Source organism: Actinomadura sp. NPDC047616, from assembly GCF_040642915.1.
In the GTDB taxonomy this organism is placed as follows: Bacteria; Actinomycetota; Actinomycetes; order Streptosporangiales; family Streptosporangiaceae; genus Spirillospora; species Spirillospora miaoliensis.
This window is the reverse complement of sequence record NZ_JBEYTB010000001.1, coordinates 425226-451128: the sequence shown is the minus strand read 5'-3', so window position 1 is coordinate 451128 and position 25903 is coordinate 425226. Positions and strand designations below refer to the sequence as shown.

General features: G+C 72.0%; 21 protein-coding genes and 1 tRNA gene. 15 read left to right on the top strand and 7 right to left on the bottom strand.

Features of this window, described 5'->3' with window-relative positions:
• Positions 1-11 precede the first annotated feature (11 nt).
• On the bottom strand, positions 12-764 hold the full coding sequence (locus ABZ801_RS02205) for a DUF3662 and FHA domain-containing protein (protein ID WP_344942074.1): 753 nt from the start codon (positions 762-764) through the stop codon (positions 12-14).
• Between the two features lie 128 nt (positions 765-892).
• Here ABZ801_RS02205 and ABZ801_RS02200 point away from each other — a divergent pair.
• Positions 893-975, top strand: a tRNA-Leu gene (locus tag ABZ801_RS02200).
• 912 nt (positions 976-1887) lie between these two features.
• Here the strand turns inward: ABZ801_RS02200 and ABZ801_RS02195 are convergent.
• Positions 1888-2205 carry a hypothetical protein gene (locus tag ABZ801_RS02195; protein ID WP_344942071.1) on the bottom strand — a complete coding sequence of 106 codons (318 nt, stop codon included), beginning with the start codon at positions 2203-2205 and terminating at the stop codon, positions 1888-1890.
• Between the two features lie 69 nt (positions 2206-2274).
• Here ABZ801_RS02195 and ABZ801_RS02190 point away from each other — a divergent pair, with 69 nt between their 5' ends.
• Entirely contained in the window at positions 2275-3183 is a 909-nt protein-coding gene (locus ABZ801_RS02190; protein WP_360691630.1) for a LysR family transcriptional regulator, read from the top strand.
• Positions 3184-3518: 335 nt separating this feature from the next.
• Here the strand turns inward: ABZ801_RS02190 and ABZ801_RS02185 are convergent, their stop codons facing one another.
• Complete coding sequence (locus ABZ801_RS02185; RefSeq protein WP_360691627.1) at positions 3519-4550, bottom strand: hypothetical protein; 1032 nt, start codon at positions 4548-4550, stop codon at positions 3519-3521.
• Between the two features lie 226 nt (positions 4551-4776).
• Between ABZ801_RS02185 and ABZ801_RS02180 the strand changes: the two genes are divergently transcribed.
• Positions 4777-5391, top strand: a complete 615-nt coding sequence (locus tag ABZ801_RS02180) for a TetR/AcrR family transcriptional regulator (RefSeq protein WP_360691624.1) — start codon at positions 4777-4779, stop codon at positions 5389-5391.
• Between the two features lie 189 nt (positions 5392-5580).
• On the opposite strand, the gene ABZ801_RS02175 is transcribed toward ABZ801_RS02180, so the two are convergent.
• The gene (locus ABZ801_RS02175) at positions 5581-6192 is read right to left on the bottom strand and encodes a TetR/AcrR family transcriptional regulator (protein ID WP_360691621.1); all 612 of its coding nucleotides are present in this window, start codon (positions 6190-6192) and stop codon (positions 5581-5583) included.
• Positions 6193-6322: 130 nt separating this feature from the next.
• Here ABZ801_RS02175 and ABZ801_RS02170 point away from each other — a divergent pair, with 130 nt between their 5' ends.
• Together ABZ801_RS02170 and ABZ801_RS02165 are read left to right on the top strand one after the other, a co-directional pair.
• Positions 6323-7537, top strand: a complete 1215-nt coding sequence (locus ABZ801_RS02170) for an MFS transporter (RefSeq protein ID WP_360691618.1) — start codon at positions 6323-6325, stop codon at positions 7535-7537.
• 32 nt (positions 7538-7569) lie between these two features.
• A complete protein-coding gene (locus tag ABZ801_RS02165) occupies positions 7570-8511 on the top strand; it encodes an alpha/beta hydrolase (RefSeq protein ID WP_360691615.1) in 942 nt (313 codons plus the stop codon).
• A 419-nt stretch (positions 8512-8930) separates the two neighbouring features.
• Here ABZ801_RS02165 and ABZ801_RS02160 read toward each other — a convergent pair whose 3' ends face one another.
• Together ABZ801_RS02160 and ABZ801_RS02155 are read right to left on the bottom strand one after the other, a co-directional pair.
• Positions 8931-9680: an SDR family oxidoreductase gene (locus ABZ801_RS02160; RefSeq protein ID WP_360691612.1), complete on the bottom strand. Its 750-nt coding sequence runs from the start codon at positions 9678-9680 to the stop codon at positions 8931-8933.
• Between the two features lie 136 nt (positions 9681-9816).
• On the bottom strand, positions 9817-10563 hold the full coding sequence (locus ABZ801_RS02155; protein ID WP_360691609.1) for an SDR family oxidoreductase: 747 nt from the start codon (positions 10561-10563) through the stop codon (positions 9817-9819).
• 128 nt (positions 10564-10691) lie between these two features.
• On the opposite strand from ABZ801_RS02155, the gene ABZ801_RS02150 reads away from it, so the two are divergent.
• Entirely contained in the window at positions 10692-11291 is a 600-nt protein-coding gene (locus ABZ801_RS02150) for a TetR/AcrR family transcriptional regulator (RefSeq protein ID WP_360691606.1), read from the top strand.
• A gap of 43 nt (positions 11292-11334) precedes the next feature.
• Here ABZ801_RS02150 and ABZ801_RS02145 read toward each other — a convergent pair whose 3' ends face one another.
• Positions 11335-14538 (bottom strand): BTAD domain-containing putative transcriptional regulator, encoded by a 3204-nt coding sequence (locus tag ABZ801_RS02145; protein WP_360691603.1) that lies wholly within the window; start codon positions 14536-14538, stop codon positions 11335-11337.
• 148 nt (positions 14539-14686) lie between these two features.
• Here ABZ801_RS02145 and ABZ801_RS02140 point away from each other — a divergent pair, with 148 nt between their 5' ends.
• From ABZ801_RS02140 to ABZ801_RS02100, 9 genes are all read left to right on the top strand, one after another.
• On the top strand, positions 14687-15271 hold the full coding sequence (locus ABZ801_RS02140; RefSeq protein WP_360691600.1) for an NAD(P)H-dependent oxidoreductase: 585 nt from the start codon (positions 14687-14689) through the stop codon (positions 15269-15271).
• A gap of 12 nt (positions 15272-15283) precedes the next feature.
• Entirely contained in the window at positions 15284-16732 is a 1449-nt protein-coding gene (locus ABZ801_RS02135; RefSeq protein ID WP_360691597.1) for an MFS transporter, read from the top strand.
• Between the two features lie 313 nt (positions 16733-17045).
• The gene (locus ABZ801_RS02130) at positions 17046-17429 is read left to right on the top strand and encodes a helix-turn-helix transcriptional regulator (protein ID WP_360691594.1); all 384 of its coding nucleotides are present in this window, start codon (positions 17046-17048) and stop codon (positions 17427-17429) included.
• On the top strand, positions 17426-18604 hold the full coding sequence (locus ABZ801_RS02125; RefSeq protein WP_360691591.1) for an MFS transporter: 1179 nt from the start codon (positions 17426-17428) through the stop codon (positions 18602-18604). The genes ABZ801_RS02130 and ABZ801_RS02125 overlap by 4 nt, the downstream gene beginning before the upstream one ends.
• A 696-nt stretch (positions 18605-19300) precedes the next feature.
• On the top strand, positions 19301-19762 hold the full coding sequence (locus ABZ801_RS02120) for a carboxymuconolactone decarboxylase family protein (protein WP_360691588.1): 462 nt from the start codon (positions 19301-19303) through the stop codon (positions 19760-19762).
• A gap of 178 nt (positions 19763-19940) precedes the next feature.
• Positions 19941-20687, top strand: coding sequence for an NAD(P)H-binding protein (locus tag ABZ801_RS02115; protein ID WP_360691585.1), 747 nt, complete (start codon positions 19941-19943; stop codon positions 20685-20687).
• Between the two features lie 441 nt (positions 20688-21128).
• Entirely contained in the window at positions 21129-22730 is a 1602-nt protein-coding gene (locus tag ABZ801_RS02110; RefSeq protein ID WP_360691583.1) for an MFS transporter, read from the top strand.
• A 1179-nt stretch (positions 22731-23909) separates the two neighbouring features.
• Positions 23910-24317: a YciI family protein gene (locus tag ABZ801_RS02105; RefSeq protein ID WP_344942027.1), complete on the top strand. Its 408-nt coding sequence runs from the start codon at positions 23910-23912 to the stop codon at positions 24315-24317.
• Positions 24318-24325: 8 nt separating this feature from the next.
• Positions 24326-25471 carry a DUF6596 domain-containing protein gene (locus ABZ801_RS02100; protein ID WP_360692674.1) on the top strand — a complete coding sequence of 382 codons (1146 nt, stop codon included), beginning with the start codon at positions 24326-24328 and terminating at the stop codon, positions 25469-25471.
• Positions 25472-25903: the final 432 nt, after the last annotated feature.

The following is a 25903-nucleotide window of genomic DNA, read 5'->3' as shown; positions in this document are numbered from 1 at the left end:
CGGAGTCGGGGCTACTCCCTATCGCGGCGGAAGACCAGGGTTGTCCGCCCCATCGTGACCCGCGAACCGTCGACGAGCGTGACCCGCCGGATCGGCTGACCGTTCACGAAGGAGCCGTTCGTCGACCCTAGATCCACCAGCACGACTTCGGGACCTTCTACGCGGATCTCGGCATGGTGGCGGGACACGCCGGGGTCGACCAGGCGCAGATCGCAGTCGGTGCCGCGACCCAGCAGGGTCACCGGCGTATTGATCTCATAGGTGCGCTGGGTGGCGTCGCCGCCCTCCACCGCCGTGGTGACCAGCAGCCGCGGCCGGCCCGCGAACGCCCCGCCCCTCCCCTGCGGCACGTCGCTCACCGGGCGGCGGATCTCTCCACCCTCCACGGTGGAGCCGCGGATGACGCCGGACCGGATCCGGAACATGCCCGTGGCCAGGTCCCCGGCGTTCTCGAACCGGACGCGCACCGGCCCGACGAAGGAGTACCCCTGCTCCTTGGCGTACTCACGGGCCAGGTTCGCCAGCTCCTGGCTCAGGCTGTCGGCGTACACCTGGAGCCGCTGCCCGTCCTGCTCGGAGATCTCGACGACGAAGTCGTTCGGCACCAGGGTGCGTCCAGCCGCCACGATGGCGGCGCGGTCGTCCATCTCGCGCTGCACAGCGCTGGCCACCTCGACCGGCTGCAGCTCCGACTTGAAGGCCCGGGCGAAGGCACCTTCGACCATGCCCTCCAGCCGTCGCTCGAAGCGCTGAATGACGCCCACGGGCACCTCCCTTCCCCACTGGTAGACGATCGTATCGGTGCGAAGGTTCGCTCGAAGTATCTGGATACCTAACCACTCCCGAGACCGTGCTAGCCTTTTCGAGCACCCCCCGAGAGGGGGCCGCACCCGGGCGGGTGGCGGAACGGCAGACGCGCACGGTTCAGGTCCGTGTGTCCGCAAGGACGTGAGGGTTCAAATCCCTCCTCGCCCACTCGGAGCTGGGAGCAGTGTGCCCACGGAATGCGTGGGCCGCTGCTCCTCGTCGTTTCTCCCAGGGGGCGACCCCCTGGAACCCCCGTCGGGCCCGCCCTGGCGGGCGTGCCTTTCGGGGCTGGGCGAGTGGCCGCGGCTGTGGGCCGCTGCTTCTTGTTGTTTTCCCACCGGGCGAGCCTGTGGAACCCCCGTCGGGCCCGCCCTGGGGGGCGTGCCTCTGGGGGCTGGGGCGAGGGCCCGCGTGGGCCGCTGCTTCTTGTCGTTTTCGCAGGGCCGACCCTGTGGAACGCCCGTTGGGCCTGCCCTGGGGGGCGTGCCTTTCGGGGCTGGGCGAGTGGCCGCGGCTGTGGGCCGCTGCTTCTTGTCGTTTTCCCAGGGGCGAGCCTGTGGAACGCCCGTTGGGCCTGCCCTGGGGGGCGTGCCTTTCGGGGCTGGGCGAGTGGCCGCAGGTGTGGGCCGCTGCTCCTTGTCGTTTCCAGGGGGCGACCCGCTGGAAACACGCTGGTGGTGAACGGGTCATCACATCACAGTGACGGAATGAGCCCCCCTGCAACAAGCAGTGGGGGCTCATCTGTATCTCTCAACGGTACAGCGCAGCCTGTCCCTGGTTGCCGGGTGGGCCTTGGGACTTTTGAGGCCGGTGAGGGCGCAGTCGCCTGGTTCAGCGCGCGGCGGCATCACTGTCGGTTGTGCGCTCGATGGCTGCCCGCACGCAGCGTTCGTCGGCGATGTCGACGATCAGCGTGGGCGCTTCCCGCCGCTCTTCTTGATCATCTCGGGGGTCTCGGCGGCCGCGCTGCCGTCGATGTCGAGCACGGCGACCGCTGCGCCGCGGGCCAGGCCAGCGCCGTCGCGCGGCCGATACCGCTGCCGGCGCCGGTGACCAGCCCCGCCTTCCCGGAAACGTCGCTCATGCCAGCGGCTCGTGGTTCGCCCAGGCGACCTTGTACGGGTGCCGTGCCTGCCAGTGCTCGATGACCTCGTGCAGGCCGGGCTCGGCGAACGCCTTCGCCAGCGCGTCGGTGTCGGCCACGGCGACCTGCACGATCGCGGTGGCGATCAGTGCCGGAATGGCCTCCTCGCCGGGGACGGGGATGTGGCGCCGCGCCGCGACCGACTGCGCGAGGCCGGTGTCCAGCATGGCCCGTTCGATGTCCGAGAGATATTGATCGAGCTCGGTGTCAGGTACGGGACGATCGAAGGCAACGATCATTGTGTGGGTAACCATGTGCCGATTCTCGAGGTGTGCGCCGCGGGTGTCCAAGACCGGTTCGCTCACCGGCGATAACCTGTGGGAATGAGTGAACTGGAGACCCGCGAGCTGGAGTACTTCATCGCGGTCGCCGACGAGCTGCACTTCGGCCGGGCCGCCGACCGGCTCTCGATCGCCCAGCCGGCGCTGTCGAAGGCGATCCGGCGTATCGAGACCCGGCTCGGCGTCCCGCTGTTCGTGCGTTCCAGCCGGCGCGTCGAGCTCACGCCGGCCGGGGCGGCGCTGCAGGAACACGGGCGGCACGCGCTCAACGCGGTCAGCGCCGCCGTCCGGAACGCCCGGCGCGCCGGCGTCGCCCAGGATCACCTGCGGCTCGTGCTCAAGCCCGGCGGCGATGCCGGCCTGCTGTCGGGGATCCTGGGCGAGTACGCCCACCAGCCCGACGCCCGCAGGGTGGACATCCTGTTCAGCGGGCCCGCCGACCGCGCCGACTTCCTGCGCGACGGGCGGGCCGACGTCGGCCTCCTCTACGCGCCGTTCGACGATCTCGTCGGCCTCGCCCACGAGCCGCTGATCGTCGAGAACCGCGTGGTCATCGTCCCGTCCGGTCACCGGCTGGCCGGACGGGCTGAGGTGCGAATGTCCGATCTGGAGGGTGAGACGCTCCCGCGTTGGAAGGGGGTGCCGGGCGGCGACGGCACCGGACCCGAGGTCGCCGACGTGGTCCAGCTGCTCCACATGATCGCGTTGGGCCGGATGATCGGAGTGCTCCCCCGCTCGCTGGTCTCACCGCCCCCGGACGGCCTGGTGTGCGTCCCGGTGACCGATGCGCCGCTCAGCCGCCTCGTCCTCGCCTGGAACGAGCGGGACCGCCGGCCGCTGGTCGCGTCGTTCGTGACCGCCGCGCTGGCCCATCGCGACCGGGTCGACGCCCTGGTCGCGCCGGTTCCCTCACAGTCCAGCCGGCGAGCGTGCGGACGCTCCAGTGCGTGAGCGGGCGTCCCAGCCTGACCGGACGCGTCGTGGCCGCCGCTTTCTCACCGGCTCCGCCATCCACGCACCTCACCTCGACAGCGATCACGTCACCATCGAGAGTGAGGCCCGCAGACATCGCCACCACGGACATCGGTCGGCGTGTCACCAGACCCGGTGAACGTAAGTGGTCATCGCACTAGCTCCCAGGGCATACGGCAGAGCTGGCGGTGACCCAACGGCTCGAGCCGACCTGGAACTTCGAGGGTGGCGACCACCTCAAGTACGACCACACCGGGAAACGGCTGTTCGAACGCGAGGGTCGGGATGGCGTCGCGGGAACCCGCGCGGGTGCGTCAGCGCCGCTGCAGCTTTGCGAGCATCAGGGTCGGGTCGTTTCCGGCGAGGTTCGCGCCGTTGGTCACATAAACGCGGTTTCCTCGAACAATGACGGCCGTGGTCCCCTGCATGCCGTCATCGGCGTCCAGCAGGGTCTCGTGGGCGCCGTCCGCGCCCACGCGCACGAGCTTGCTGCTCTGGTTGATCGCGGCGAGGATCTCGCTGCCCCGACCGGTGAAGTCGAAGTCGTCGATGCCCTCCAGCCCCGTGGCCCGGACCTCGGCGCGGCCGGAGCCGCCGTCCTTGGTCACCGGGATGCGGACGATGGTGCCGTGGTCGGAGTTGGTCGCCCACACGGCACCGTCGTGGATCTTCATGCCGTTGGCGCCGAAGAAGCCGGCGGGCGCCAGGGCCGGGTCCGCCGACCACACCGAGGCCTTGCCGCCGCTCAGCGGGGCCTGCCAGATGCGCCCGCCGGTGGAGTCGGTGACCAGGAAGCGGTTCCGCCTACCGTCGATGACCAGTGCGTTCGGGAAGGTGTCGGCGGGCAGCGGCACGACGAGCCGGGGCTTGCCGGAGGGAGGGAGCTGCCAGATCCCGGTCAGCCCGCCCTGCCCGGAGGAGTAGAGGAAGTACACGGCGCCGCTGTCCGACCGGGCGACCCCGGTGACCACGGGGGTCCCGATGACCGGGGTGGTGCCGCCGCCATCCTGAGGTAGCGGCATGGTGGCGAGTACCTGAAGGGCCCCGTCCCGCGCGACCCGCACCACCTGGCGGGCGGGGATCATGCCGATGACCACGCCGCCGCCGGGCTCCAAGGCGATGCTCTCGGCGACCTGGCCCGCGGCCCGGTCGAAGTGGGCGAGGACGCGCACGTCGCCCAGGCGGGCGCCGGCTGTGCGGTCTGGGTGTGTCGGGGTGGTGGTCGAGACCGCGGTCGGGTCCGGGGCGGCGAAGGCCGCCGGGGCCGCGGCGAGCGCGCCGAGCAGGGCGGCGAGGCCGAGCGTGGCGGCGCGCCGCCGCAGCCCGGTGGGTCGGTAGAGGGACATGGCCTTCCTTTCGGTCGTGCGGGACGGAGAGGGGCGGCGATGGCGCCGACCGTGGTCGCGGGCGCGAAGCGCCGACGCTGGGGCACCCCGTGGTGTGGACGAGGGGCACGCTTCTTCTTCCACCTCGCCGCCGGGCTGTATCGCTCAGTACAGAAGGTCTGCGGCAGACTGTATCAGGAAGTACAGAACTGGTGTACTGTGAGGTACAGAACATGGGGGAGGGGCCGTGGGACGCACACCGACCACCGCGCGGGGGCGCGCGACCCGAGAGCGCATCCTTGATTCGGCGGCGGACCTCATCGAGCGGCGTGGCGTCGCGGCGGTGACGCTGGACGATGTCGAACGCGCCGCGGGGGTCGGCCGCAGCCAGCTCTACCACTACTTCGACGACCGGGACGACCTCATCCGCTCCGTGGTCCACACCACCGTGGACAAGGTGTTGGCCGCGCAGGAACCGCTGCTCCTGGAGGTCGACTCGATGGCCGGCATCGACCGCTGGTTCGACGCGATCGTGGCCAACGGAACGCGGCAGGACGCGGTCGGCGGCTGCGCGATCGGCTCGTTGGCCAGCCAGCTCAGCGGCCGCGACGACCTCACCCGGCAGGCGTTCGTGGACGCCTTCGCGCGCTGGGAGGCCCCCCTCATCTCGGGTCTGCGCCGGATGCAGGAGTCGGGCGAGCTGCGCCCGGACGTGGACGTGACGGAGCTGGCCGACCTCACCATGGCCGCAATCCAGGGCGGCCTCCTGCTGGCCCAGGTCCGCCGCACACCGGACCAGCTCCGCCTCGCCCTGCGCGGCGCGCGGGCGGCGTTGGAGGACGCGCTCACCCCTCGGCCCTGAACGCGGTCCACCCGCCGCTCAGCGCAGGCGGCCCACCACGCCGGCCCGGCCCCGATCCGGCCGCTCCCAACAGAGCTGCCGGTCCAGGTTGGTCTCTGCTATGGACCCCGCCATTCCCTGATCCGACGAGGGCGGCGCACACCAGGGAGCAAGGAAATCTCGGACAGCGGTCGGCGCGGAGATCGTCGTTCAGCTGCCTGCGGCCTCGTCCGCCGCCGCGCGGGTGAGGGTGTCGGCCACCGTTGTGCAGGCGAGCCGGGCCACGGAACGCAGTTCGGCGTCGGAGGCGCCGGCGCGGCTGAGCACGGCCAGCGACTGGTTGATGGCGACGACGTACGTGGCCAGCTCGTCCAGGACGTGGGGATCGGCCGGTGCGGCCGCCAGCGCCGCGCGGACCCGTCGGCGCTGGGCGTCGAGGAGGGCGCGCACATGGCCGACGCTCTCCTGGCCGAGGATCGCCGACTGTGCGGCGGACTGGGCGATGAGGCACCCCGCAGGAACCGACGGGTCGGCGATGCGCGCCAGCACGACGTCCAGGAACGCTTCGACCGCGCGCACCGGATCGTCGGAGTGCGCTGCGAGCGCCTCCTCGTACCGGGCGCCGTAGGTGGAGGCGTAGCGGTCGAGGCACTGGCGGAACAGGGCGTCCTTGCCGCCGAACGAGCCGTAGATCGAGCCGCGGCCCAGGCCGGTGGCGGCGCCTAGCGCGTCGAGCGAGGCGTCGGTGTACCCGCGCTGCCAGAACACGCGCATCGCCTGGTCCAGGGCGGCGCCGACGTCGAACTGCTTGCGGCCTGACATGCCGCACCTCCCGGATTCTCGGTACCCGCCGCGATTCTACCGCCATGTTGGACTGAACGGTAAAACTATCTTTGACTGTTCAGTCCAACATGGCATAGCGTGCTGGACGTACTCGCAAGGGAGAACCACTGTGATCCAAGACATCGCTCCCGAAATCGATTCGCAGAACCGCGGCGGCCGTCGCGTCCGCATCGGGTTCTGGCTCGTGGCAGCGGTGTACGCCCTGGTCATGCTGGGCGGCACCCTGCCGATTCCGCTGTACGCGTTCTGGGCGCCGCAGATGGGTTTCGGGCCCTTCACCACCACGCTGGTCTTCGCCGTCTACGCGCTGGGAACGGTGCTGGCGCTGATGATGTTCGCGCCCCTGTCCGATCGCGCGGGACGCCGACCGCTGCTGGCGGCCGGCTTGCTGTCGGCCGCCGCGAGCACCGCGCTGTTCCTGGTCGCCCGGGACGTCGGGACGCTGCTGGCGGCGCGGTTCCTGTGCGGTCTGGCCGCCGGGGTGTCCAACTCCACCGCCACCGCGGCGCTGAACGAGCTCGCCGACGGCGACGTGCGACGCGCCTCGATCGTGTCCACCGCGGCGAACTTGGGCGGGCTGGGGCTCGGCGCCGTCGTGGCCGGCGTGTTCGCCCAGTACGGCGCCGACCCCACCCACCTGGTCTTCTGGGCCTACCTGGCGACGCTGGCGCCCGCGCTTCTCGCCGTCGCGATCACGCCCGAGACCGTCGTGGTCCGGGGACGGCCCGCCCTGGCCGTGCGCCGGCCGACCGTACCGGCCCGGGACGCGGGGAGGCCGGAGTTCTGGCGGGCCGCCGCGGCCGTCCTCGCCGCGTTCGCGGTCGGCGGCCTGTTCTCCTCCCTGGTGCCCGGCTTCCTGCACGACCGGCTGCACGTCCACAACATCGCCGCCATCGGCGCGCAGATCGGGCTGCTGTTCCTGATCGCCCTGGTCTCCCAGGTCGCCGCCCCGGCGCGGTGGCTGTCCAGCCACCGGCCGGCGCCGCTGTTGCTCATCGCGGGCGTCGCCGCCGTCCAGACCGCGCTGTGGACCCGGTCGCTGCCGCTGTTCGTCGGCGGCACGATCCTGGCGGGCGCCGGTATCGGGCTGGTGTTCCGCAGCGGCATCGCCGTCACCCAGCGGCTGGCCGACCCGCAACGTCGGGCGGACCTTCTGTCCACCTACTTCCTGGCCGCCTACACCGGATCGATCGTCCCGACGCTGGCGCTGGGACTCCTCGACCAGGCGCTCAACGAGAACCTGGCGACGCTGCTGCTGTCGGCCGCCGTCGTGGCCACCACGCTCGCCTCGGCGCTGAAGCGTCCCACCCCGGCCGCCGCCTGACGCGGCCGCATCACCCACCAGAAGGGAACGCCGTGAACGCAGCCATGCCCGAAGGCCCCGGCTCGGTCACCGGAGCCCCGTACCTGCCGCCCGGTTTCACCGACACCTTCACCAGCCGCTACGTCGACACAGGCGACGTGCGCCTGCACGCGGTCACCGGCGGCCGGGGACCCGCGCTGCTACTGCTGGCGGGCTGGCCGCAGAGCTGGTACGCCTGGCGTCTGCTCATGCCCGCGCTGGCCGCCGACTTCCACGTCGTCGCGGTCGACCCGCGCGGCGTCGGGCTGTCGGACAAACCACAGGACGGCTACGACACCGGCACCCTCGCCGCCGACATGGTGGCGCTGATGACCGCGCTCGGGCACCAGCGCTTCTCCATGGTCGGTCACGACGTCGGCATGTGGACCGGCTACGCGCTGGCCGCCGACCACCCCGAGCGGCTCGACCGCCTGGCCGTCGCCGAGGCCGCCATCCCCGGCCTGTCCCCCTCACCGCCGCTCTTCCACGGCGCCCAGGCCAACGACCGCCTCTGGCACTTCGCCTTCAACCGCCTCACCGAGCTGAACGAGCTGCTCGTCCAGGGCAAGGAGCGCGTCTTCTTCGGGCACCAGTTCGCCACCAAGGCCGTGCGCAAGCTCCCCGACCACGCCGTCGAACACTACGTCGGCCCCCTCGCGTCCGACCCCGACGCGCTGCGCGCCAGCTTCGCGTTCTACCGCGCGCTCGACACCACCATCGCGCAGAACCAGCGGCGCAAGGCCCGGCGGCTGACCGTTCCCGTCCTGGCGATCGCCGGAGCGGGCAACTCCGGCGACCTGGTCGAAAAGACCATGCGGCTCGCCGCCGACGACGTGCAAAGCGTGATCATCCCCGACTGCGGCCACTACCCGGCCGAAGAGGCCCCCGAGGAGATGCTGGCAGCCCTCAAACCGTTCCTGACCTCCACCGCGAGCCCAGCGCACCGGCCCGCTTGATCCCACGTCGGGGACGGCCGCGCCTTCAGCCAGGGCGCCGATGCCATGGGTGCCGTTGGGGACATGGTCAGCCAGGGCGACTATGGCCGTTCCAGCACGTCGAGCTCGGCACTTCAGTGGAGAAGGCCACCTCACCGCCGCGGCGGTCGGCTGGCCTGGGCGGGTGCGCGGTCGAACTGGCGCCCGGGCACGGGCTCGGCACCGACCACGTCGGCACCGGCGTGGTCGGTGCCGACGCCGCGGTGCTGGTCTGGCGCCGCTCGCTGCTCGACGCGCGCACTGCGGTCGCCGCGGTCAACCAGGCGCGGGCGGTGGGGAATGACGCTCACGGTGAGCCGTGCGGGACGGGAGGCCGCCGCAGCGTCGGGACGACCGGTGCGCACGACACGCCGGCCTCTCGCGACTCGCGATGCGGGCGCTCAGTACGCGAGCTCCCCGATGCCGCCGTCAACGCGCAGCACGGTACCGGCGGTGTAGGCGGACTCGTCCGAGGCGAGATAGACGGCCGCCTTCGCCAGCTCGGTGGCGGTGCCGAGGCGATGGAGGGGCACGGTCCGCCGGAGTTCTTCGTAGATGGCGGCCTGTCGCTCGGGGCCGAGCGGCTTGAACGTGTCGGTGACGGTCGGCCCCGGGCTCAGCCCGTTGACCCGGATACCCCGATCCTTCAGCTCATAGGTCAGCCCGCGGGAGAAAGAGAGCAGGCCCGCCTTGGCGGCACCGTAGACCGCCGCGTTCTCGTGCCCGATGAAAGCGGAGACCGAGCCGACGAGAATGACCGAGGCCTGCCGTGAGAAGAGCGGCAGCAGGGCCTTGATCAGGAAGAACGGTGCCTTGAGATTGGTGGCGACGAGCTTGTCGAACGCCTCTTCGGTCCATTCTTCGATCGGGAGGTGGGTGACGTCGGCGGCGTTGCTCATCAGGATGTCGAGCCGCGGCCACTCCCGCTGCAGCCGCGCCGCGAGCGCCGCCTGGCCGGGCACGTCGCCGGCGTCGCTGAGGATGGGCAGCAGCGGGCCGTCCAGCCGCCGGGCGGCCTCGTCCAGCCGTTCCTGCGAGCGGCCGGTGATCGCGACGGTCGCTCCCTCGGCGAGGAACTGGCGGGCGGTCTCAAGCCCGATGCCGCCCGTCCCGCCCGTGATCAGGGCGTGCTTTCCCTCAAGACGACCCATCGGTCTCATTCTCCTCACTCGCGCCCGAGGCGCGTGGTTCCGGTAGCGGTGGTTCTGGCAGCGATGACGGGCCGTCCCCGCCATCTCGGAGAACGCCACACCGCCTTTGCCGTGTCGGCGGCAGGCGTGTCCCGGGTCAGATGGCGGTCCGGCCTCCGTCGGCGGCCACGACGGCGCCGGTCACGTAGCTGGCCTGGTCGCTGGCGAGGAAGGCGATCACCTGGGCGACCTCGGCCGGGTCGGCGGTCCGCTTCAGCGCGGTGGTCAGGCCCATGCCGCCGAGGTCGGGTCCCATGGCCGCCACCACCTTGGAGGTGGTCATCGGGCCGGGCGACACGGCGTTGACGCGCACGTTCGACGCGGCGAACTCGGCCGCCCAGGTGCGGGTCAGGGACTCCAGCGCCGCCTTGGTGGCACCGTAGACCGCCATCGGCGGCATGCCCAGGCCGGCCGCGGTGGAGCTGACGTTGACGATGCCGCCGCCCCCGCCGGCGGCCATCTTCGGCGCGAGCCGGGCGGTCAGGACGAACGGCGCGCGCACGTTGACCGCGAAGGCGGCGTCGTAGTCGGCGATGTCCTGATCGGCGGTCGCGCTGAACGGGACGACGCCCGCGTTGTTGACGAGGATGTCCACCGCCCCGGCGTCCTCGGCCAGCCGCTGCACGGCCTGCGGGTCGGCCAGATCGGCGGGAACGAAGCGCACGGTGCCGGCGGAGCCGGCCGCGCTCCGCACGTCGTCCACGACCTGGGCGCCGCGGTCCGGGTCGGTGCCGGTGATGATCACGTTCGCTCCGCCGGCGGCGAGGATCCTCGCCGTCGCGTGCCCGAGCCCGCCGATGGCGCCCGACCCGGTGATCAGCGCCGTCTTGCCCTTGAAGTCCATGTCGTCCCGCCTCTCGTCTCCTGGCGCGCTCGGGCACCAAGCGACTTATGTGTGACCGTTCAAGAATTCCTGCGGACATCACCGTACGACCTTTTGTGCACGCGGTCAAAAAGTCGTAGCCTGGGGACATGGCACGGACAGGGCGGCCCCGCGCATTCGACAAGGACAAGGCCCTGGAGCGCGCGCTCCTGCTGTTCTGGTCCCGGGGCTACGGCGCGACCTCCGTCCAGGACCTCGTCGACGCGCTCGCCCTGGAGCGGGGCAGCCTGTACGGCGCCTTCGGCGACAAGCGGAGCTTCTACCTGGCGGCGGTCCAGCTCTACTGGGACACCTACGAGCGCCAGCTGGTCGCGGCGCTGGAGACCGGGCCGGTCCTGCCGGCGCTGCGCGAGGTGCTCGCCAACCCGGCCCGGGCGCAGGAGTACGCCTCCGACGTCGGCGTTCCGCAAGGGTGCATGATCGGCAACACCACCGCCGAACTCGTGCCCCACGACGCCGAGGCCCGCGAGATCGTGACCCGCTCGCACGCCCGCTTCACCCGGATCGTCGCCGACGCCCTGCGGCGCGCCCAGGCCGAGGGCGAGGTCACCCAGGACGCCACCCCCGAGGCCCAGGCGCAGCTACTGCTGTTCACCGTCCAGGGCCTTTCCCTGGTCTCCCGCACCGGACTCGACACCACCGCCGCGCTCGCCGCCGTCGATGCCCTGATCGACGCCCTCCGCGCTTGATCCGCAAGCCCCACTCCCGCAGCGCAGACCGGGCCTCCCACGTTCAGACGTTGGGGTCGGATGAGGGATTGTGAGCGGTGGCGAGGGTGAGGGGGTCGGCGGTGCGGCCGTGGTGGAGCTCGGCCGCCAGCGTCTCGTCGTCCAGGACGGCGCGCACTGCGGTCGTGATGCGGTCCACGTCGCCGCGGGCGGCGGGCGGCAGCGGAGCGCCGGTCGATTCGCGGGCCGCGGCCGCCGCGCCCAGCAGCCGGGCGGCGTGGCGGTGTTCGCCCACCAGGGTGTGGACGCCGGCCAGTCCTTCGAGTGCGAGCGCCATCGCCCGTGGATCGCCGGTGCGGTGCGCGACGGTCAGGGCCTCCAGGTGCAGGTCGCGCGCGTTGTCAGCGGTCCCGCGCCGCTCGGCGACGAAGCCGAGCTCGGACAGGGCCAGCGCGATGCCGGGCGCGAATCCGACCTGGCGCTGCCAGTCGAGCGCGTCGCGCAACAGCTTCTCCGCGACGTCCAGCCGCCCTTCCCGCCGTGCTCCCATCCCCAGGCCGAGCTCGGCGAACACCTCCGCGGGCCGGTGGCTGTGCTCGCCGGCCAGCCGCATGGCCTGCTCGTGGAGCCGCCTGGCCTCGGCCAGGTCGCCCGTCAGCATCGCGATCCGGCCCAGCCCGGACAGCATGTAGGAGACCTGGGTCCAGATCCCCAGTTCCTCGGCCAGGCGCAGGCCCTCGGTGAGGAGGGCGGCGGCGCGGCGATGGTCGCCCTGGATCTCGGCGAGCCTGCCGAGCAGGTCGGTGGCCCGCAGCCGCCCCCAGCGGTCACCGAGCTCGTCGAACAGTGCCGCGCCCTGTTCGGCGTGGCGGACGCACACGGCCAGGTCGCCGCGGGCGAGGGCGTGGTGCGCCAGGGTGGTCAGCGCGGCGGCCGTGCCCCAGCGGTCCCCGAGCCGCTCAAAGGCGGCCAGGGCGTGTTCCGTCAGCCGTTCACCGGTCGACAGATCGGTGCTGCCGAGCAGGATCTCGCCGAGCAGCCACTGCGCCCGGGCGCGGCCCCCCGGGTCGTCGAGACGGTCGTACGGTTCCAGCGCCGCGCGCACCCGCCGCGTGCGGTCGATGCCATGTCGTCCGAGCAGGTCCATGGCCGTTCGCCAGGCGCCCGCCGCGGCTCGTGCCGAGGCCGGCGCCGGACCGCCGTGGTCGAGCGCCAGACCCAGCAGGCGGCGGCCCTCGCCGAGTCGTCCGCGCAGGAACCAGTACCAGGCCATCGCGTCGACCAGCCGCAGCGCCAGATCCGGCCGGTCGCGCCGGACGGTGCTCTCGACGGCGACGCGCAGGTTGACGTGGTCCACATCCAGGCGTTCCAGCCACTGCCGCTGGTCGGGGCCGCGCAGGTGAGCCGCTGCCCGTTCGGCGAGCGCCACGTAGTAGTCGTCATGCCGTCCCCGGACACGCGCGGACTCGCCCGCCTCCCGCAGACGCTCCGCGGCGTAGGCGGCGACGGACTCCAGGAGCCGGTACCGGTAACCGCGCGCGTCTCCGGTGACCACGACCATCGAACGGTCGACCAGGCGGGACAGCAGGTCCGCGACGTCCTCGGACCGCACCCCGTCCCCGGCGCAGACCGCCTCGGCGGCCTCCAGCGAGCAGCCGTCGGCGTGCGCGGACAGCCGCCGCAGGACGGCGCGCTCGGGCCCGGTGAGCAGTTCCCAGCTCCAGTCGATCGTCGCCCGTAGCGTCCGCTGCCGTTGCGGGACGTCCCGGCGTCCGGCCGACAGCAGCCGGAATCGGTCGTCCAGTCGTTCCGCCAGTTCGTGCACGCTGAGCGCGCGGACCCGGGTGGCGGCCAGTTCCAGGGCCAGCGGGATGCCGTCGAGACGACGGCAGATCGCCGCGACGGCGCGGGCGTTCTCGGCGGTGAGGGCGAAGCCCGGGGCGGCGGCGGCCGCACGCGCCGTGAAGAGCCGGACGGCGCTGAAACTCCGCAGGGTCGCGGGTCCGGTCTCCGTCGCCGCGTACGGGGGTTCCAGCGGAGGCACCGTCCAGACGGCCTCCCCGCCGACCTTGAGCGTCTCGCGGCTCGTCGCCAGGATCCGCACGCCGGGCGCCGCCGCCAGCAGACGGTGCGCCAGCCCGGCGACGGGTTCGATCAGGTGTTCGCAGTTGTCGAGCACCAGCAGCATCCGCCTGTCGCGCAGCGCGCGAGCGAGCCGGTCGTCGGCCCGGACGCCGGGAGCGGCGTCGTCGCGGACGCCGAGTGTGGCGGCCACCACGTCCGCCAGCAGGTCCGGCTGGTCGAGCCCGCCGAGTTCGACGAGCCACACCCCGTGCGGGAACGCGTCGAGAAGCCGGGCGGCGGTCTCCAGGGCCAGCCGAGTCTTGCCCACGCCGCCCGGCCCGGTGAGCGTGACGAGGCGATGGGCGTCCAGCAGGGCCCGCACCTGCGCGACGGCCTCGGTACGGCCGATCAGCTCGGTGGGCGAGGCGGGCAGGTTCGTACGGGGACGGACGGGGGTGAGGGCGGGGTCTTGGGCGAGGATCGCCCGATGCAGGGCGACCAGCTCGGGGTTCGGGTCCAGGCCCAGCTCCTCGCGCAGGCGGTCTCGCAGCTCGGCGAGGCTGTCCAGGGCCTCGCTCTGCCGTCCGGCGCGGTAGAGGGCGCGCACGTATGCGGCGCGCAGCCGTTCCCGGAGAGGATGGCGGGCCACCACGTCACGCAGCTCGCCGACCAGCGCGGTGTGCTCGCCGAGGACCAGGCGTGCCTCGGCGAGATCCTCCACCGCGGTCAGCCGTTGCTCCTCCAGACGGGTGATCGCGGCCCGCGCGAAGTCCTCGTCGGCGAAGTCGGCGTACGCGGGGCCCCGCCACAGCTCCAGCGCGTCGGTCAGCAGCGCGGCCCTCGCCCGGGGCTCAAGGGTCTCGCGCGCGCGAGCCAGCAGCGCCGGGAACCGGCCCGCGTCGACCGCCTCGGAACCGACGCGCAGCAGATATCCCGGTGCCTGGAAGACCACCAGCTCCCGGCCGCCCGGCTCGGCGTCCTCCAGCGCCCTGCGCAACTGGGACACCTTGACCTGGAGGGCGGCCGCGGGGTCGGCGGGGGGTGCGCCGGCCCACAGATCGTCGATCAACCGGTCCGCGGACACCGGCCGGCCGTCCGCGATGAGCAGGTCCGCCAGCAGCGCCCGGACCATCCGTCCGCGGATCGTCACCGGGGCGCCGTCCGCCGTCCAGACCGCCAGCGGCCCCAGCACCCCAAAGCGCATACCGCCACGATAACGCGATGATCAGCACTTACCGGACAGCCGTCGCGCCGGTGAGGGGGCGGTAAGCGGAGGGAAGGCGGGTGATAAGCGCGCGGCGGCAGGGTCGAGGGCGACACGGGACACGGACACGAGCCCAGGAAGGTCCACGATGACGAATCCCTCGCCCCTGCACGTCGCGATGATCATCGGCAGTACCCGCCGCAGCCGGTTCGGCTCCGTGGTCGCCGGCTGGTTCGCCGAACAGGTCACCCCGCGCGCCGACATGACGCTGGACGTCGTCGACCTGCGCGACACCCGGCTGCCCGACACGCTCGCCGACGACGGCGAAGACGATCCCGAGCCGGTGCGCGCCCTCGCTCCCCGGCTGGCGGCCGCCGACGCGTTCGTGGTGGTCACCGCCGAGTACAACCACAGCTTCCCGGCCCCGCTCAAGACCGCCATCGACTCGTTCGTGGACGAGTGGCGGGCCAAGCCCATCGGGTTCGTCTCCTACGGCGGCATGTCGGGCGGGTTGCGCGCGGTCGAGCAACTCCGCCTGGTGTTCTCCGAACTGCACGCCACGACCATCCGCGACACCGTCAGCTTCCCCATCTGCCGGGAGCGGTTCGACGACGACGGCACGCCCATCGACACGGCGGGCGCCAACGCGGCCGCCAAGGGCCTGCTCGACCAGCTCGCCTGGTGGGCTCATGCCCTCCGGGACGCCCGCACCGCCCGTCCCTACGGCCTGTGAGGAGCCTGTTCCATGACGTCGACCACCAGTCCGGGCAGACCGGGGTGGAGCCTGGCCCTGCTGGCGTTCTCCAGCCTCATCACCTCGCTCGACTTCACCATCGTGTACGTCGCGCTGCCCGAGATCGTCCGGGAGATCGGCTTCTCCGGGCACTCGGCCCAGTGGGTGATCAGCGCCTACGCCGTCTTCTTCGGCGGCTTCCTGCTTCTCGGCGGGCGCTCGGGCGACCTGCTGGGACGCCGCCGCATGTTCGTCCTGGGCATGGCCGTCTTCGGCGGCGCGTCCCTGCTCGGCGGCCTGGCCACCTCGCCCGCCACGCTGATCGCAGCCCGCGCGCTCCAGGGAGTGGGCGCCGCGGTCGTGTTCCCCGCCACGCTGTCGCTGGTCAACACCATGTTCGCGGAGGGACGCGAGCGCGTCCGGGCGCTGGGGGTGTGGGCCATGGCCGGTGCCGGCGGGCTCAGCCTCGGCGCGCTGCTGGGCGGCGTGCTGACCCAGGCGTTCGGCTGGGAGGCGGTGTTCCTGGTCAACGTGCCGCTGGTGATCGCCGCGGCCCCCGCCGCGTTCCGTCTGCTGGCCGCGGACGGGCCGGTCGAACGCGGCCACGGCTACGACCTGCCGGGCGTGCTGACCGGCACCGCGGGCGCCACACTGCTGGTGTACGCGATCGCGGAGGTCCCCGAGACGGGCTGGACGTCGTCCTCGTTCGTCGTCGCGGCCGTGCTCGCGGTCGTCCTGCTGGCCGCGTTCCTCGGTGTCGAGGCGCGCAGCCGCAGCCCGCTGATGCCGCTGCGGCTGCTGCGCAACCGGCATCTGGCCCCCGCCCTGCTGATCATTTTCGTGTTCGGGGCGACCATGCAGAACGTCGTCTACTTCCTCACCCTGTACTTCCAGGACGTGCTGCGCTACTCCGCGCTGCAGGCCGGGCTGGGCTTTCTCGGCCTGTCGGCGGTGATCGCACTGGGCAACTCCGTCGCCGGGCGGCTGATGATCCGCGTCGGCGTCCGCATCACCCTGATCATCGCGCTGGTCCTCGGCGCCGCCGGGAGCGCCCTGCTGGCGGTCGGAATGACGGCGGACGGCTCGTACCTCACCGTGCTCGCCGGGATCTGCGTGTACGGCATGGGCATGGGCACGATCTATCCCACGCAGTTCGCGGCGGCCGGAACCGGCGTGGCGGCGCGTGAGCAGGGCATCGCCGGCGGCATGGCCAACACCGCCATGCAGATCGGGGTGGGCGTCGGCCTGGCCGTGCTCGTCGGCGTCGCCGCCCCGGACATCGCCGCGGCCGACGGCCTGCGCGCCGCCGTCGCCGTGTCGGCGGGGCTGACGCTGCTGGGCGTCATCGCGGCCCTGGCGATCCCAGGCCGACGCGCCGGCGAACCGGCCCCGCATGCCGTCCCTCAGGACGCGGCCACCTCCTCGGCTCACGACATCGAGGCCCCGGAGAGAACCGGATGACCGCCCGCACACGATGCCCCGTCGGCATGGCAGGACCGCAACTCGGCGAACGGTGAGGCGCATGGTCCAGCGTGTGCGGCCCTTGCCGTGGGGGCCAGGTCAGGAACGGCACGGACTTGGCCCCCGCGTCCGACCACAGCTTCACGATCGCGGGGTGCTGTGGCCCCAGGCGTCCGGGAACTCCAGGAATCGCGCGGTGGCCGCGTCCTCGCTCGGGCGGTGTGTGGAGGAGGGGTGAGGGGCGGCGCCTCCCGATTGATCGTTCGATAATGTTCGCACTATCATCGTGCGGCAATAGTCGAACGATTGGTGGGTGGTGACTGTGGCCGCCGCACGTGCCTACGTGCATCCTGAGACAGAGGACATCTCGCTGCCGCGGGTGCTGTTCGCGCTCAGCGAGCCGCTGCGCCTGGAGATGGTCCGCAGACTCGCCGAAGAGGGCGAGGTGGACAGCATCGAACTCGGGCCCGACCTGCCCAGGTCGACGCTGACCCACCACACCAGCCTGCTGCGCGAGTCCGGCGTGGCCTTCGTACGGGCCGAGGGTCGCAAGTGCATGATCAGCCTGCGCGCAGCGGACCTGGAAGCCCGGTTTCCGGGCCTGGTCGGCGCCGTGCTGGCGGGATACGGTTCCGCGCGGGCCGATGAACACCACGAGGGATCCCAGAGCGGCAGGGGGCAGGGGGCCGACCAGTGATCGGCCGGCTGTGGCCGCTGGTGGCCGCCACCACCTCGCTGGGCATCGACGCCTACGTGCTGGCCGGTGTCCTGCCGCAGATCGCGGACTCGCTGACGGTGTCAGTGGCGGCCATCGGGCTGGGTGTCACCGCCTTCACCGGCGCCTACGCCCTGGCAGGGCCGCTGCTGTCGGGGCCGCTGGTGGCCGGTTCCACCAAGCGCGCCCTGGCCGTGGCGCTGGCGTTGTTCAACCTCGGCAACCTGGTCACCGCGCTGGCTCCCGGCATCGCGGTGTTCCTGGCCGCACGCGTGGTGGCCGGCATCGGCGCCGGGGTGCTGACCGCGGTGGCGACCGCCACGGCCGCCGCGATGGCCACCGACCGTGAACGCGGGCGCGCCATGGCGCTGGTGACCTTCGGACTGTCGACGGGAACGGTGGCGGGGGTCCCGGTCGGCATGCTCATCGGCCGATGGGCGGGATGGCGCTGGACCATGGGCCTGGTGGTGGCGATCGGGGCCATCAGCATGGCCGCGGTCGTCGCCCGGCGCGCCCCCTATCCCGCCATCGCGGTGGCGAGGATCGGTGAGAACCTGCGCCTGCTCAGGACTCCCGCGATCGCCGCGGGCGTGGTCCTGGCCTTCCTGCTCGGGGTGGCGAGCCTGGGCCTGTACACCTACCTGGTCCCCATGGCCGGCGAGCGTGGCCTGGCCCCATGGGCGTTCACCCTGGTGTGGCTATGGGGCATCGGCGGGGTCGCCGGCGCGGCCCTGATCGGCAGGCCGCTGGACGCCCTGGGCTCCCGGCGGCTGCTTCCGGCCGTCGTGGCGGTCCTGGCCCTGACGCTGGGCGCGCTGTCCCTGTCGGACCAGGCCGCCGTGTGGGTCGTCGCGGTCGCCCTGTGGGGAGCGGCGGGATGGGCGAGCGTGCCCGTCCTGCAGCACCTGCTCCTCCAGTGGCGCCAGCGCCGGGCCATGGCCATCATCGCGTTCCAGATGGCCGCCATGTACCTGGGCTCGGCCGCCGGTGCCGCCCTGGGCGGCCGGCTGCTGGACCATGGCACCTCCGCCGGAGCACTTCCCGGCTGGGCGGGCGGCACCGCGCTGCTGGCACTCGCCCTGGCATGGGCCATCACCCGCGGCCGGACGGCGCACCCGCCCGCACGGACCCAGTCCGATCTCACCCCCGTCCCCTGAGGGGCGAACACACCGTTGCCGGAGCGGCCCGGCGTCGTCGACTGCATACGCGACGCCGGGCCTGGGGCGGCGTGTCAGGTGGCCCATGAACTGAACTGGCGCCCGAGGTACGTGCCGAACTCACCACCGAGCCCGCACGTTACGCGCGCGAGTACCTCGGCTGGGGAGTCTTCTGCGCTGGATCGTCAGCTCCGCACTCAAGGGTGGTGGCGTAAGTCCCCGCCCCACAGGGACGCAATGAGCCCCCCTGCAACAGGCAGTGGGGGCTCATCTGTATTTCTCAACGGCACTGCGCAGCCACCGACGCACCCTGTCCCTGGTTGCCAGGTGGGCTGGCAGGCTCCCGCACGGTGGCCAGATCGGCGTCCACCCAGTGGGAGGCAGGTCTCCTGCGGGACGTCTTCGGCATCGGTGGCCGAACCGGGCATCTCGTAGGCGACGGTGGACAGCCCCTGGCCCACGTACTGGACACCGGGTCCCGCCGTTTTGTGACACCCACGATCGGTGGCCTATGTCACACGACCGCGACTGTTACAGGGGCTGGGGCGCCGGCGTCTCGTGTTCGTCAGGACGCCGCGCGAACGAACGATCCGGGGCGGCACTCAACACCACGAGTTCGGCTTGAGAAGGGAAGACCTCGCCATGTCGACACCCACGACCGGCCCGACGACCAGGCGGGAGGATGTGCGGTCGCGTATGCCCAATCCTCTCCCGTTCCTCCCCGAGATGGCGGGAGTCGCCGAAGGCCTGCACAAGGTCCTCAAAAACGGCGCGATTCCGCAGACCACCATCAGCCTGCTGCAGCTGCGCGCCGGGCAGATCCTCGGCAGCACCTACTTCGCCATTCGGGAGACCAGCAACCTCCGCGAGGCCGGGGAGTCAGAGGAGCGCATCACCGCAGTGGCGACCTGGCGGGACGCCCCATACTTCACCGACGCCGAACGGGTCGCGCTGGAGCTTGTGGAGGCCGTCTTGTCCCCGAACCCGTACGGAGAGCGGGTCCCCGATGAGTTGTATGCCAAGGCGTCCGCGCACTACGACGACAAGGCGCTCTGGACGCTCATCATGGCGATCGCCCATATCGGCTTCTTCACCCCCGTCGCTCTCATCGCCAAGCCGATTCCCGGTATGCCGCCCGGTCAGAACTACAGCGATTAACGCCCACCAGGGTCAGGGTGAGGAGTGAGCGGCTACCGCCCGATTCCGTTGACCGCATCCTGCCCCATCCGTTCGGCGGTGCATCGCTCCGAACTGCGAGTTCGGGTGCGTCGCCGTGCCAGTCAGACTTCCCTGATTCTCAAGAAAGGCATGGAACGTGATCAGCAGTAGGTTCGCGGTGGCAGGAGCAACCGGGCGGCTGGGACGCCACGTCGTGGACGTCCTCGCTGAACGGGGGCACCAGGTCGTGCGGATGTCCCGCGCCACCGGCGTGGACATCATCACCGGGGAGGGCCTGGCCGAGGCGCTCACCGGGGTCGACGTCATCATCGACGTCGCGTCGTGGCACGCATCCGACCAGGAGGCCGCCACGGAGTTCTTCCGCACGGCGACCCGCAATCTGCACGAGGCCGGCCAGAAGGCGGGAGTCCGCCAGATCGTCGCCGTGTCCATCATCGGCGCCGACAAGGCCACCGCCGGTTTCCTCGCCGCCCAGCAGGTGCACGAGGAGGCACATCTGTCCGGCCCGCTGCCCGCTCGCATTCTGCGGGCTGCGCAGTTCCACGAATTCGTCGGTCAGCTCCTGGACTGGCGGCAGGGCGACGTCGCCTACATCCCGGCCTTGCCCACCCAGCTCGTGGCCTGCCGCACGGTGGCCGAGGTGCTGGTCGACCTGGCCACCGATCCCGACGCGCCCGCCCAGCCGGCTCCCGGAACGCCGATCCCCGAGATCGCCGGACCCCGCAAGGAGACCATGGCCGAGGCGGCCAAACTTTTCGGCGAACGCCGGGGAATCAAGGTCGTCGGCGTCGACGGCTCCGGCCTGCCCGATGCCGAGATCGCGGCCGGCGGCGGGTTCCTGCCCAGTGCGCACGCCAAGCTCGCCGGCCCCACCTTCCAGGAATGGCTCGACGCCCAACCCTGACAGGGACGGAGCCGGCCATCGGCCGACGTGCGATCCGCCATCGAGTGCCAGGTTGTGGCACCCCAGCAACCCGAGATCTCGTTCCGGCCGAGGCTCGGCATGGCGACATTGACGGCCATCCGGCCGGTGTCCGCGACCGAGCACTCCCGAAACGGCCTGTCGTGAAGGGAAATCCTCCGCCAGGTACACACCCCGTTCAGAAGTTCTCAGCTCAGAAGCTTGCGAGAACACGGTCTTCTCGGAGCCTCGCCGACCTCGGCCATCGCCACATGTGTGCTGTGCGGAGATCGCGGACACATCCGCCACCTGTCGACGAGGCCCTTAAGGCCCACCCCCTCTCAACCGGCGCTGAGCGGCAACGCCGCCGACACGCCGTGGCGCGGTACGACCCGCTGCGGTCGACCCGAACCGACCCCGAGCACGTAGAAGGTGTTTCGAACAATGGCTGACACAGCCCTGCCCGAAAACGTCCCGGCACGCCCCGTCGGCCCCGGCACAGCTTTGGACAAGGGGAGAGAAGCCCCGCCGCCTCCCGACCCCCGCCGCTGGTGGGGGCTGGTGGTCATCGCCCTCGCCCAGCTGATCGTGGTGCTGGACATGACCATCGTCAACATCGCCCTGCCGTCCGCCCAGCAGGACCTCGGCATGACCGACGGCAACCGGCAGTGGGCCATCACCGCCTATACCCTCGCCTTCGGCGGCCTGCTGCTCCTCGGCGGACGTCTCGGCGACCTGTTCGGACGCAAGCGCAGCTTCGTCATCGGCCTGATCGGCTTCGCCGTGGCGTCCGCGCTCGGCGGCGCCGCCACCGGCCCCGGCATGCTCTTCGCGGCCCGAGCCTTGCAGGGCGTCTTCGCCGCGCTGCTGGCCCCCGCCGCGCTGTCCCTGCTGACCACGACCTTCACCGACCCGCGCGAACGCGGCAAGGCGTTCGGCGTGTTCGGCGCCATCGCCGGCGCCGGGAGCGCCATCGGCATGCTGGTCGGCGGCTTGCTGACCGAGTACCTGGACTGGCGCTGGTGCCTGTACGTCAACGCCCCGGTGGCAGCCGTCGCGGTGATCGGCGCGATCGTGATGCTCAAGGACCCCGGCCGCAGGACCGGCGGCCGGCTGGACATCCTCGGCGCCGTGCTGGGCACCGCCGGCGTGCTGTCCATCGTCTACGGCCTCAGCGAGGCCGAGTCCCGCGACTGGGGCGACACTTGGGTGCTGACCCTGGTCAGCGGCGGCGTGCTGATCCTCGGAATCTTCTCCCTGTGGCAGACCCGCGCCCGGACGCCGCTGCTGCCGCTGCACATCGTCAAGGACCGTCAGCGGGCGGGCGCCTACCTGACGATGGGCCTGGTCACCATCGCCATGTTCGGCGTCTTCCTGTTCCTGACCTTCTACCTGCAGGGCATCAAGGGCTGGTCCCCGCTGAAGACCGGTGCGGCCTACCTGCCGATGACCGCCTGCATGATCATCGGTTCCACGCAGATCTCGGCGCGGCTGCTGCACAGGGTGCCCGCCCGCGTGCTGATCATGCCCGGCCTGACGCTGGCCGCCGGCGGCCTGGCCTTCCTGGCCTCCATGGACGTCGACGCCACCTACCTCAGCCACGTCCTGCCCGGCATCTGCATGATGGGCCTCGGCATGGGCGTCACCTTCATGGCAGCCATCTCCACGGCCACCGGCCGCGTCGCCCCGCACGAGCAGGGGGCGGCCTCGGCGACCCTCAACACCATGCAGCAGGTGGGCGGGTCGGTCGGCACCGCGTTGCTCAACACGATCGCGGCCGGCGCGACCACGGACTGGCTGACCGGCCACGGGGTCAACCCCGCTCAGCAGACGTCGCAGGTGAAGGCCGCACTGGCGGAGGCGACTGTGCACGGCTACTCCGTCGCGACCTGGACCTCCGCGGGCATCCTGCTGCTGGCCGCGCTGGTCGCGGGCGTCTTCATCAACGCCAAGGCGCCCGGCCGGCAAGCCGGCACGGTGACGGCCGGCCCGGCGGGCGCTGAGCGCGAGACCGGGACCGTCGAGGCGCCGGTCCACGCGGGCTAGCCTCCGGCAGGCCCCGGCCACGTGGGGCCTAAGTACTGTCCCCGGCCCTTCTATGGCGCGCCGGGGACAGTACTCGGGCTTCACATGCGCATTCATGAGCACGAAGGCCGCCTTTGCGGGCGACGCATACTCCGTCGCCCAGTCCTGCGGGAGCAGCCCGTACTCGGGATCGCCAGCCGACTGAACAGGGCGTTTCCTGCGCGGCCGCGGCTTCCGGCCTCACCCCACCCAGCACCACGACCACCAAGGAGTGATCCCCATGTCATCACCGACCAGGCCGGCCTCCCCGGCTCACGCGGAGCGGGCCCTGCCTCCCCGCTTCTTCGGCCTGATGAGGGCGACCACGGTGTTCCTGGCCGCCGCGCTGCTGACGCAGGGGATCACCGCCGGACTACTCCTGTCCGACGAGGACGGCAGCCAGTTGCACCACGCCACGGGCGGCGTCGTCACGATCGCGCTGGTCCTCCAGACCATCGCCGCGTTCCTGGTGTGGCGGGTCGGCCGCGGATCAGGACGGTACCTGGCCGTCACCGCGCTGCTGTTCGTGTTCACCAGCATCCAGTTCGTGGTCGGGGGGCAACGGCAACGTCGCCGTCCACGTCCCCCTCGGCGTGGCGCTGTTCGGCGCCGGCGCCGTCCTGGCGGCACAGGTCTGGACGACCCGCCCGGCCCGCACCACCGACTGAACCCCGAGCCCCGCCCGGGAACGAGGCGCCGAACCTTCCCTCCCGGGACGTCGACCCCCACGGCAAGCAGCAATGTCACTGATCGAGCCGGACCTCGGCAGCCTGCTGGGGCGAGCAACGCGGGCAACGGCCCGGTCGATGTCGCCCGCATGTCCGTGACGAGCGAGAGGCTCGGCCCCACCACCGGACGGGCCAACCGGGAACGCGGTGAGGTCGTATCCGCCGCATCGGATCGTGGGACGTGCATCAATCGCCGGGCCTTGTGGTGTCGGCGGCGGCCCGGCGGCGCACGATTGGGCTGTCCCAGCGGTGGGGGCGCTGCTGATCCAGGGGGCCTCGCGTCGGCTATGCCGTGGGCCCGGACAGCGCGGGACGGCCTGCGCGGGCTCGTCCACGAAAAACCTTGGACGGCGATGTCGAGAACCCGTGACCGGCTCCGTCCCCGGGGTGAACGCGACCAGAATGGGTTGCGCCAGCACCGAGGAGAACCACGATGGCCAAGTACCTGCTGCTCAAGCACTACCGCGGTGCCCCGGCTCCGGTGAACGACGTGCCGATGGACCAGTGGACGCCGGAGGAGATCTCGGCCCACATGCAGTACATGCACGACTTCGCGGCCCGGCTGGAGGAGACCGGCGAGTTCGTCGACGGTCAGGCGCTCGCCCCCGAGGGCACGTTCGTCCGGTACGACGGCGAGGGCCGCCCGCCGGTCACCGACGGTCCGTTCGCCGAGACCAAGGACCTCATCGCCGGCTGGATGGTGATCGACGTCGACAGCTACGAGCGCGCCATCGAGCTGGCCGGGGAGCTGTCGGCCGCTCCGGGGGCGGGCGGCAAGCCGATCCACGAGTGGCTGGAGGTGCGCCCGTTCCTGACCGCGCCGCCCACCATCACCGAGTGAGCTCTCAGGTGAACGAGGCTCTGCTCCGGAGCCTCACGCCGAGCGTCCTCGGGGTCCTCGTCCGCCGCGGAGCCGACTTCGCGGCGGCCGAGGACGCCGTGCAGGACGCGCTGGTCGAGGCGCTGCGCGTCTGGCCGGCCGACCCACCGCGGGACCCCAAGGGCTGGCTGGTCACCGTGGCCTGGAACCGGTTCCTCGACGCGACCAGGGCGGACGCCGCCCGGCGCCGGCGTGAGGATCTCGTCAACGAGGAGCCGGCACCCGGGCCCGCGCGGGCGGTGGACGACACGCTCCAGCTCTACTTCCTGTGCGCCCACCCGTCGCTGACGCCGTCGTCCGCGGTCGCGCTCACGCTGCGCGCCGTCGGCGGGCTGACCACCCGCCAGATCGCCCGGGCCTACCTGGTGCCCGAGGCGACCATGGCGCAGCGCATCAGCCGGGCCAAGCGCACCGTCTCCCGCGTGCGGTTCGACCAGCCGGGCGACGTCGCCACCGTGCTGCGCGTCCTCTACCTGGTCTTCAACGAGGGCTACTCCGGCGACGTCGACCTCGCCGCCGAGGCCATCCGGCTCACCCGGCAGCTCGCCGCCGCGATCGACCATCCCGAGGTGGCGGGGCTGCTCGCCCTCATGCTGCTCCACCACGCCCGGCGGGCCGCCCGAACCGCGCCGGACGGCAGCCTGGTGCCGCTCGCCGAGCAGGACCGCGGCCGGTGGGACACCCAGTTGATCGCCGAGGGCGTCGAAATCCTGCAGGCGGCCCTCGCCCGCGACCGGCTGGGCGAGTTCCAGGCCCAGGCCGCCATCGCGGCGCTGCACGCCGACGCGCCCACCGCGGAGGAGACCGACTGGGTGCAGATCGTCGAGTGGTACGACGAGCTCGCGGGCCTGACCGACAGCCCGGTCGTCCGGCTCAACCGCGCGGTGGCCGTCGGTGAGGCCGACGGACCGCGCGCCGGCCTGGCGGCGCTCGCGGCGCTGGACGACTCACTGCCCCGGTACGCCGCGGTGGCGGCCTACCTCCACGAGCGCGACGGCGACCTGGTGACGGCGACACGCCTGTACGCCGAGGCGGCGCAGAAGGCGCCCAACCTCGCCGAGCGCGACCACCTGACGCGCCAGGCCGCCCGGCTCAACGCCCGCCTGCGTCGCTGACCGTCCCGCAGCACTCCCTGCGGCCATGGGGCGCAGAGCGGTCGCCCCCAGGCGAGCAGGCGAGTCGAGCCCAGCGACACGATGAGGCGGTGCCGCTGCTTTGGGCGCAGATGGTCGGGGGAGCGACAGATCTGGGTGCGGTGCGGCTGGGGGTAGTCGTGGTCAGTGCCTATGCCGGTGGCCTTGCGGGGGCGCTCCCAGGCGTGCGGGCGGGTCGAGCTCAGCCGCACGATGAGGCGGTGCTGCTGCTTTGGGCGCAGATGGTCGGGGAGTGGCAGGCCTGGGTGCGGTGCGGCTGGGGGTGGCCGTGGTCAGTTGGGAGGCGACCTCTTGGGCACCCGCGATCGAGTCTGAACTCGCGCTGGGTTCATCGGCCTCGCCTCGGCCAGGCGCTCCACGAAGCGGCCCGCATCCTCCGTTGAGGTTTTGACA

Excerpts from the sequence above, each read along its gene's own strand:
- ABZ801_RS02195 (WP_344942071.1), bottom strand. The coding sequence starts at position 2,205 with ATGGTTACCCACACAATGATCGTTGCCTTCGATCGTCCCGTACCTGAC.
- ABZ801_RS02150 (WP_360691606.1), top strand. The coding sequence starts at position 10,692 with ATGGCACGGACAGGGCGGCCCCGCGCATTCGACAAGGACAAGGCCCTG.
- ABZ801_RS02140 (WP_360691600.1), top strand. The coding sequence starts at position 14,687 with ATGACGAATCCCTCGCCCCTGCACGTCGCGATGATCATCGGCAGTACC.
- ABZ801_RS02175 (WP_360691621.1), bottom strand. The coding sequence starts at position 6,192 with ATGTCAGGCCGCAAGCAGTTCGACGTCGGCGCCGCCCTGGACCAGGCG.
- ABZ801_RS02155 (WP_360691609.1), bottom strand. The coding sequence starts at position 10,563 with ATGGACTTCAAGGGCAAGACGGCGCTGATCACCGGGTCGGGCGCCATC.
- ABZ801_RS02190 (WP_360691630.1), top strand. The coding sequence starts at position 2,275 with ATGAGTGAACTGGAGACCCGCGAGCTGGAGTACTTCATCGCGGTCGCC.
- ABZ801_RS02135 (WP_360691597.1), top strand. The coding sequence starts at position 15,284 with ATGACGTCGACCACCAGTCCGGGCAGACCGGGGTGGAGCCTGGCCCTG.
- ABZ801_RS02105 (WP_344942027.1), top strand. The coding sequence starts at position 23,910 with ATGGCCAAGTACCTGCTGCTCAAGCACTACCGCGGTGCCCCGGCTCCG.
- ABZ801_RS02120 (WP_360691588.1), top strand. The coding sequence starts at position 19,301 with ATGCCCAATCCTCTCCCGTTCCTCCCCGAGATGGCGGGAGTCGCCGAA.
- ABZ801_RS02160 (WP_360691612.1), bottom strand. The coding sequence starts at position 9,680 with ATGGGTCGTCTTGAGGGAAAGCACGCCCTGATCACGGGCGGGACGGGC.
- ABZ801_RS02185 (WP_360691627.1), bottom strand. The coding sequence starts at position 4,550 with ATGTCCCTCTACCGACCCACCGGGCTGCGGCGGCGCGCCGCCACGCTC.
- ABZ801_RS02145 (WP_360691603.1), bottom strand. The coding sequence starts at position 14,538 with ATGCGCTTTGGGGTGCTGGGGCCGCTGGCGGTCTGGACGGCGGACGGC.
- ABZ801_RS02110 (WP_360691583.1), top strand. The coding sequence starts at position 21,129 with ATGGCTGACACAGCCCTGCCCGAAAACGTCCCGGCACGCCCCGTCGGC.